Raw genomic sequence first — 6043 nt, forward strand, 5'->3', positions numbered from 1 at the left:
CACCGAGAATGCGTTTCAACGAAGCCTGGTTGCGGGAATGGGTCAACCCCGCCATCGACACCGATACCCTGGTTCACCAGCTCACCATGGCCGGCCTGGAAGTGGACGCCGTGGAACCGGCGGCGGCGCCGTTCACCGGCGTGGTGGTCGGCGAAATCAAAAGCTGCCGCCCGCACCCGGACGCGGACAAGCTGCGCCTGTGCGAAGTGAGCGACGGCGAGAGCCTGTTCCCGGTGGTGTGCGGCGCCCCCAATGCCCGCGAAGGCCTGAAGGTGCCGTTCGCCAAGGTCGGCGCCGAGCTGCCCGGTGACCTGAAAATCAAGAAGGCCAAGCTGCGCGGCGAACCCTCCGAAGGCATGCTCTGCGGCGGCTCGGAGCTGGGCCTGGACGACCTGATCGACGGCCTGCTGGAATTGCCGGCGGACGCCCCGGTGGGCACCGACATTCGCGAGTACCTGGCCCTCGACGACACCGTCATCGAAGTGGACCTGACCCCCAACCGGGCGGACTGCCTGAGCCTGCGCGGCATCGCCCGGGAAGTGGGCGTGCTCAACCGCGCGCCGCTCACCGAACCCGCCGTGGAAGCGGTGGCCGTCAGCGACGAGACCACCTTCCCGGTGACCGTGGAGAACAGCGACGGCTGCCCGCGCTATCTGGGCCGGGTGATCCGCGGCATCGATCCCGCCGCCACCACGCCGCTGTGGATGGTGGAGCGCCTGCGCCGCGCCGGCCTGCACGCCATCGACCCGATCGTCGATGTGACCAACTATGTGCTGCTGGAACTGGGCCAGCCCCTGCACGCCTTCGACCTGAGCAAGCTCAGCGGCGGCATCGTGGTGCGCCAGGCCCGCGCCGGCGAGCAACTGCTGACCCTGGACGACCAGACCCAGGAACTGCGCGACGACACCCTGGTGATCGCCGACGACAACGGCCCGGTGGCCATGGCCGGCATCATGGGCGGCCGGCCCACCGCCGTATCCGACGACACCGTGGACCTGTTCCTGGAATGCGCCTTCTTCAATCCCCTGGCCATCGTCGGCCGCGCCCGTGGCTACGGCCTGCACACCGACTCCTCCCACCGCTATGAACGCGGCGTGGACCCGGCCCTGCAGCAAGTGGCCATGGAGCGCGCCACCGCCCTGATCGTCGAGATCGCCGGCGGCCGCCCGGGCCCGGTCACCGAAGCCGGCGACGCCGCCCGCGCGCCGCAACCGGCGGACATCGCCCTGCGTGCCGAGCGCGTCACCGCGCTGCTGGGCGCCGCCCTGGATCACGGCGAGATCGTCGACATCCTGGAGCGCCTGGGCATGACCGTGCGCGAAACCGGCGACGGCGAATGGACGGTGCGGGCGCCCAGCTGGCGCTTCGACATGGCCATCGAGGAAGACCTGATCGAGGAACTGGCGCGGGTGCGCGGCTACGAGCACTGGCCCAGCCGGGTGCCCTCCGGCACCCCCGCCGGCGAACCGGACGGCGAGCGTCGACTGCCCCTGCGCCGCCTGGCCGACACCCTGCGCGACCGGGGCTACCTGGAAGCCATCACCTACAGCTTCGTGGCCCCGGACCTGCTCGCCAAGGTCGACCCGGACCACCCGCCGCTGGCGCTGATGAACCCGATCTCCGCCGACCTGGGCGTGATGCGCACCAACCTGTTCGCCGGCCTGCTGAACGCCGCCGGCCGCAACCTGAACCGGCAGATCGACCGCCTGCGCCTGTTCGAAACCGGCCTGCGCTTCATACCCGGCGCCGACGGCCTGGCCCAGGAGCCCCGTGTGGCGGGTCTGCTGTACGGCAGCGCCCGGCCGGCCCACTGGGAAGGCAAGCCGCGCCGGGTGGATTTCTACGACCTGAAAGGGGACGTGGAAGCGCTGACCGCGCTGTCCGACCCGGCGGCGTTCAGCTTCCGGCCCGGCCAGCACCCGGCCCTGCATCCCGGTCAGTGCGCGGAGCTGGTCCGCGGCGGCCGGGTGGTGGGCCACCTGGGCAAGCTGCACCCGCGCCTGGCCCGGGACCTGGACCTGCCCGCGGACCTGTACCTGTTCGAGCTGGCCCTGGAACCGCTGCGCGACGGTCTGCTGCCGCACTTCGAGCCGGTCTCCGACCAGCCCCGGGTGCAGCGCGACCTGGCCTTCGTGGTCGATGCGGAGGTGCCCGCCGGGGACCTGGTGGCGGCGGTCCGCGCCGCCTGCGACGCGCGCCTGCGCAATGTGCACATCTTCGATGTCTATCAGGGCGAGCACATCCAGGCGGGCCGCAAAAGCCTGGCCCTGACCTTGACCTTCCAGGATCCTTCGCGCACTCTTAGGGACGCCCAGGTCAACGACCTGGTCGAGCAGGTGGTATCCCAGCTAAAACAACAGTTTAACGCGACCCTCAGGGACTGATTTCAGGGGCTTGATTGAGGCATTTCCGATGGCGCTGACCAAGGCAGACATGGCCGACCGGCTGCATGACGAGCTCGGTCTCAACAAGCGTGAAGCCAAGGAACTGGTGGAAACCTTCTTCGAGGAAATCCGGGATTCACTGGCCGACAACCGGCCGGTGAAACTCTCCGGGTTCGGCAACTTCGACCTGCGGGACAAAAGCGAACGTCCCGGACGAAACCCGAAAACCGGCGAAGAAATCCCCATCTCCGCGCGCCGCGTGGTGACCTTCCGGCCCGGTCAGAAATTAAAACAGCGGGTGGAAGACTATGCTCGAACCCAGTCATAACGACGAACTGCCAGCGATCCCCGGAAAGCGCTACTTCACCATCGGTGAGGTCAGCGAGCTGTGCGACGTCAAACCGCACGTGCTGCGCTACTGGGAGCAGGAGTTTCCCCAGCTCAAGCCGGTGAAGCGCCGTGGCAACCGCCGTTATTACCAGCGCCAGGACGTGCTGACCATCCGCCAGATCCGCAGCCTGCTCTACGAGCAGGGCTTCACCATCGGCGGCGCCCGCCAGCAATTGTCCGGCGACGCCAACGCCGAGCACGCCACCCGCTACCACCAGATGATCCGTCAGATGATCGTCGAGATGGAAGACGTGCTGGACGTGCTCAACGCCTGATCAAACAGGCCGGATCCGGGTTCCATCCCCCGCCGTGATCCGTTATGATGCTCGCCGCTTCGACGGGGTCCCCGCCGAAGCAGACGATTCGGGGCGTAGCGCAGCCTGGTAGCGCACTTGCATGGGGTGCAAGGGGTCGAAGGTTCGAATCCTTCCGTCCCGACCAAATAAAACAAGGGGTTAGGCGATTCACAGCCTAGCCCCTTTTTTGTTGCCGGCATTTTTGCCCCACTTTTTGCCCCACCGAATAATTGCTCGGCCTCGGAGTGGCACCCCGGTCGCGTAGAAGGCCCTTTTCCAAAGCGGGGCGCACCCGTGGAGCTCTATCTGTCCGAGGTGATTAAGGGCAGGGTGGTTTGTCGATTCCTGCAGCGGCGTGCTGAAGAGCATCCCTGGCCTGCGCGAGCCTAACGCCAGGCTCCTCCGCCGTACCCTCTACAACAACCCTGTGCGCGTCCTGGTGCATTCCCAGAGGGCGTCAAGGTGCACGGCTATGAGGAAGGGGGCCGGGAGTGGCTACAGCGGTGGGCGGATCACCTGGAAACGCTTCGGTAGATACTGGCTTTCAGTCTGTACTGTTGTCCGGGGGTGGAGGAGGGGTGCGTGGTAGGGAGGCCGAGGAGCGTCTACGCGCCTTTGGAATCCGGGATAGCTCGTCCTGGTACTCATCGCGTATCACGCTTGCTCTTTCCTCGACCAAACCTTCGAATGCTTCGCGCTCTTCTTGGGCCGCCTGGTCCGTTATTGTGAGGCCTTCTAGCTGAACCTCCACGTTTGCGGCCCGGTTGGTGAGCTGCGTGATAACACGCTGGTGTTGCTCAAGGCGCTGCTTCTGCAGCTCTTCTTTGTGTTCCGCTTCTTGACTCGCTTTCTGGCTCGCTTCTGCAAGGCGCCGGTCCATTTCGGCCCGGAAATCCCGGCTCATGCTGTTCTCTCGGCGCACGAGATCCTCAAGAGCTTCGCTGATGGTCATATTCTGATTTTTGGCAAGATGGCGCAGCAAAGGCCGTAGATCTTTTCTCATTCTTAAGTTGTAGGTGCTGAACTGCTTATCGTCCCGCCTTTTTTTCCACTGGTAGTACGCGGAGCGCATCCTCAGCTCCAGCATGAGGTATGGAGCGTGCGCAGGATCTTGTGGCATTTGGGTGGCCTGATCGCGCGCCGGCCACTCCGCTACCAGCCCGCTCAGACGCGATTGAAGTGACCGCCAGCCATTCGCTGGACCGACTATGTGGCCTCGCTGACCGAGATACTTGGTAGCCCATTCACAGTGCTCTTGGTCTTCGAACTTAAACCAGTCGAGCCACTCCCTCCCCATTGGATTTCCCCCACGTCTGTCTTAGATCTGAGATGTCCGAAATTATATTCTTGATTGTATTATTACACATCAACGATTAGAGTTGTGACGTGTTTTAATTCTATTTTTAATAGGTGTTAATTTTGGATGAAAGCGCGCTTGACGGCAAGCTGGGTGGCATGGCGTGGCTATTAACCACGGAAGATCCAGCGCTTTCACCAGAGGCTAGGTACTTACTGGTGCGAGTGTGGCTCATGTTCGGAACCTCTCCGGTGAGACTGAAAATTAAGCAGTTACAGGAGTTGTTCGGGATCAGCCGAAAGACATTTCTCGACGCCAGAGGCGAGCTGCTCGCGGATCCCAGGTCAGAGGAGCGAAGGCCGTGTTTGGTGACGCGCTATCAGGATGATTGGCCCGACTGGGGACCTGGTAAATTTACTCGGGGGCGTCCTGTGCGGGAGTTCCGTGTGGAGAGAGCGTTGGGGCAAAAGTTGGCGAGCATGCCGATTGATCGGGGCGCCGTTAGTCAGGCGAATAAAGTAGCTGCAGCTCTTCACTGCCGCGCGGTGCAGTTAGGTCAAAATACTGATTCGTTCGATGGGCGGGTGCAGGTTAAGGCTGAGGATCAGCTTCCTTCTCGCCTGGCCATTCCGGGCAAGCTTTTGTTAGCGATTCTGTGGAATTTGGCGGATAGACGAGGGGTGGTGATCGACGCTGGGCTTCGTCGGCTATCTCGGCTGGTGGGGATGTCTCCTTCCCGAGTCCGTAATCATCTTCACCGCCTGGAGCAGTTGGGGTTCTTCACGTTAAGGGTCCCTGGCCTGACCGGGCGCTTCGTCCCAGGAAAGGTGCCGAGTGCCCTGGTATTGAACAGCGCCGCCATCGGTTATCCAAAGTTAGCGACAGATACTCCCTCGACTGGCATCTTTCTGAACCTAGGCGAACTCAGTCCTGTGGCGTCCGTGCACCGGAAGTGCGATCGGATTTCGAACAAAAGGAGCGCCGCTGCTGTGAGCGGTAAGGTGAATGACGGTGACTCGGATCGATGGATCGAGGCGGAGGCTTCCGCTTATCCCGGTCTGGTACCACCGCATCAGGAGGAGGAAGAAGGCGAGGAGAAGCCTCCGCCCTTATATTCGGCATTCGCCGGCGAACCACGTCGTGCAGAGGTTCGAGAATATCTTCTATTCAAAGCTTGTGACTATGTGACGTGGCTGGTTAACGAGTATCCAACGGAGCTGCACGACGGGGAGAGAGGCGAGCGGAGTGAACCGGATGCGGCCGGGGCCCTCCTTGAAAGGGTAGAGCGCGAATTGTTGTCCAATGGTCAGTTACGAGAGAGGTATAAGGGAGCCAGGGTCTTATTGGCTCGCTGGTTCTGCATTCACGTCTGGCGGAGGGCCCGGGAGGTTATAGCGGTCATGGCTAAGAATGAGGAAGCGAGCCCGGAATCGGTGACCGAAAACATCGGTTCGCGTTATTCAGATATCCTCTTGATGCCGGTTAGGGGGAAGACCGTCCATTTTTTGACCTACGACTGCAGGGAGCAGACTGACCAGGCGGATGCGAAGAACCCAGCGTAAAGATTATGGGTAAGCGGATTAAATGGTTGATCTTACCTTTGCATGAGAGTGAGACAGATCGGCATCTCATCGGATTATCTGGTTGATGCTTCACCTACTGCTGGTGCATGTTTC

The 6043-nt window shown here is 62.4% G+C and carries 5 protein-coding genes and 1 tRNA gene; 5 read left to right on the plus strand and 1 reads right to left on the minus strand.

Annotated elements, in window-relative coordinates; all coding sequences use genetic code 11:
• Nucleotides 1-8: 8 nt before the first annotated feature.
• The 4 genes from pheT to IM760_RS14570 all read left to right on the plus strand — a co-directional run bounded on the left by pheT (nt 9) and on the right by IM760_RS14570 (nt 3215).
• A complete protein-coding gene (gene pheT / locus IM760_RS14555) occupies nt 9-2384 on the plus strand; it encodes a phenylalanine--tRNA ligase subunit beta (RefSeq protein ID WP_204430684.1) in 2376 nt (791 codons plus the stop codon).
• A 28-nt stretch (nt 2385-2412) separates the two neighbouring features.
• A complete protein-coding gene (gene ihfA, locus IM760_RS14560) occupies nt 2413-2712 on the plus strand; it encodes an integration host factor subunit alpha (protein WP_204430686.1) in 300 nt (99 codons plus the stop codon).
• On the plus strand, nt 2693-3049 hold the full coding sequence (locus tag IM760_RS14565; protein ID WP_204430688.1) for a MerR family transcriptional regulator: 357 nt from the start codon (nt 2693-2695) through the stop codon (nt 3047-3049). Before ihfA ends, IM760_RS14565 begins: the two co-directional genes overlap by 20 nt.
• A gap of 89 nt (nt 3050-3138) precedes the next feature.
• Nucleotides 3139-3215: transfer RNA gene (locus IM760_RS14570), tRNA-Pro, on the plus strand.
• Nucleotides 3216-3614: 399 nt separating this feature from the next.
• Here IM760_RS14570 and IM760_RS14575 read toward each other — a convergent pair.
• Nucleotides 3615-4142 carry a hypothetical protein gene (locus tag IM760_RS14575; RefSeq protein WP_138771171.1) on the minus strand — a complete coding sequence of 176 codons (528 nt, stop codon included), beginning with the start codon at nt 4140-4142 and terminating at the stop codon, nt 3615-3617.
• A 347-nt stretch (nt 4143-4489) separates the two neighbouring features.
• Here IM760_RS14575 and IM760_RS14580 point away from each other — a divergent pair, with 347 nt between their 5' ends.
• Nucleotides 4490-5929 (plus strand): helix-turn-helix domain-containing protein, encoded by a 1440-nt coding sequence (locus IM760_RS14580; protein ID WP_067608112.1) that lies wholly within the window; start codon nt 4490-4492, stop codon nt 5927-5929.
• Nucleotides 5930-6043 lie beyond the last annotated feature (114 nt).

The organism is Alloalcanivorax marinus (assembly GCF_016906305.1).
GTDB lineage: Bacteria > Pseudomonadota > Gammaproteobacteria > Pseudomonadales > Alcanivoracaceae > Alloalcanivorax > Alloalcanivorax marinus.